Annotated in this window: 2 protein-coding genes; both read left to right on the forward strand. The window is 63.4% G+C overall.

Annotated elements, in window-relative coordinates; all coding sequences use genetic code 11:
* Positions 1-89 precede the first annotated feature (89 nt).
* Positions 90-455: a hypothetical protein gene (locus EGI20_RS18495; protein ID WP_498631763.1), complete on the forward strand. Its 366-nt coding sequence runs from the start codon at positions 90-92 to the stop codon at positions 453-455.
* A 1-nt stretch (position 456) separates the two neighbouring features.
* On the forward strand, positions 457-1534 hold a 1078-nt coding region (locus tag EGI20_RS18500), incomplete at its 3' end, for a formylglycine-generating enzyme family protein (RefSeq protein WP_498633160.1).

Genomic DNA, 1534 nt, shown 5'->3' on the forward strand with positions numbered 1-1534 from the left:
TGGCTTTGCCGTGCAGATGGAGGGCAGCGCCGACAACGTGGTGTTGCGCTACACCGTTTCCAACCCGAACTATCAGTAAAGGCCGACACATGGAAATCCAGATTGTGACGCCAGGCGAGACGCTGGGCTACGCGTTGACAGGAAGCCTCCTGACCTTGGCGCTGAATGATGCCGAGCTGACGACTGATCTGGCTGCAGAGCAGGCGGACACGACGCGCCAGATCGAGATCCGCACAGATGGCACCAGCCTGTCGCGCACCGATGGCGATACCTACGCCGCACTGATCACGATACCGCCACGCCGCTACAGGGCAGGCATCGCCGTGACCAAGCCCGCCGACGGCGGGGGCGAGACCGAACAGACGCCCACACCGGTGGCGCTGCCGCTGGATGGAAACGCCATCACCCTGCAGCTGTGGGGCATGAACATCAACACCAATCAACGCGAGGCCTGATATGAGCATTGTTATTTCTGTAACCGACAGCCTGCGCCAGTCCGTCGAAGCCGCCACCGGCGGCAAGAATACCGTGCTGTACGACAGCAAGGGCTACCCGTCCATCATGGCGGTGATTCCTAAGTTCAACGTGCAGGACATCGACGCCAGCCTGGGCACCGGCGTTCACCCGGCCTTTGTGGTGGGTGGCGTTGAAAAGAGCGAGATCTTCGTCGGCAAGTTTCTGGCGACAACTCACGACGGTGTGGCTCTGTCACTGCCGGGCATGAATCCTGCGCGTAGCATCAACTACGACGGCGCCCACGCTCTGTGCCGTGCCAAGGGCGCCGGCTGGCACTTGATGACGAATGCAGAGTGGGCAGCCGTCGCCCTGTGGTGTTACAAAAACGGCTTTCAGCCGCGCGGCAATAACAACTACGGCCGCGACAGCGCGCAGACGTATGAAACTGGGCGCCGCGTCAGTGGTGGCAACCCAGGCGACGCCACCGGTGACGGCGCAACCCTGACTGGCTCGGGGCCGGTGTCGTGGTCGCATGACAATAGCGCAGCCGGTATCTGCGATCTGAACGGCAACGTGTGGGAATGGCAGGCAGGTCTGCGCGTCAACAACGGCGAGATCAACGTCATCCCGTACAACGATGCCGCGCTCGACAACGCCGATCACAGCGCCGCATCGGCCGCGTGGAAGGCCATTGATGGCGCATCGGGCGCCTACGCCGCAGCAGGCGCTGCCAATGCCGTGAAGTTCAAGCTGGCCGGCACGACCAACTACGGCCTGGTGCGCGCCTCGGGTGCAAGCTTTGAGGGCATGACCAACCCGGGCGCCGTGCCTGTTGGCGCGACAGCGCTGGCGCTGGCCAAACAGCTGGGCCTGTACCCCATCGCCAGCACGGGCTTGGGCGGTGACGGATTCTGGCTGAACGACACTGTCGAGGCGCTCCCGATCCGTGGCGGCGTTTGGAACAACGCCGCGACGACAGGCGTGTTCGCGCTCAACTGCAACAACCCGCGCACGAACGTGAACAGCAACATCGGGTTCCGCCCCGCTCTTGAGGAAAGCCAGAAGCGGCCAGCCTACG

It is taken from the genome of Aquitalea sp. S1-19, assembly GCF_024343515.1.

Bases quoted from the DNA above. Each gene is read 5' to 3' on its own strand.
- EGI20_RS18495 (WP_498631763.1), top strand. From the start codon at position 90: ATGGAAATCCAGATTGTGACGCCAGGCGAGACGCTGGGCTACGCGTTG.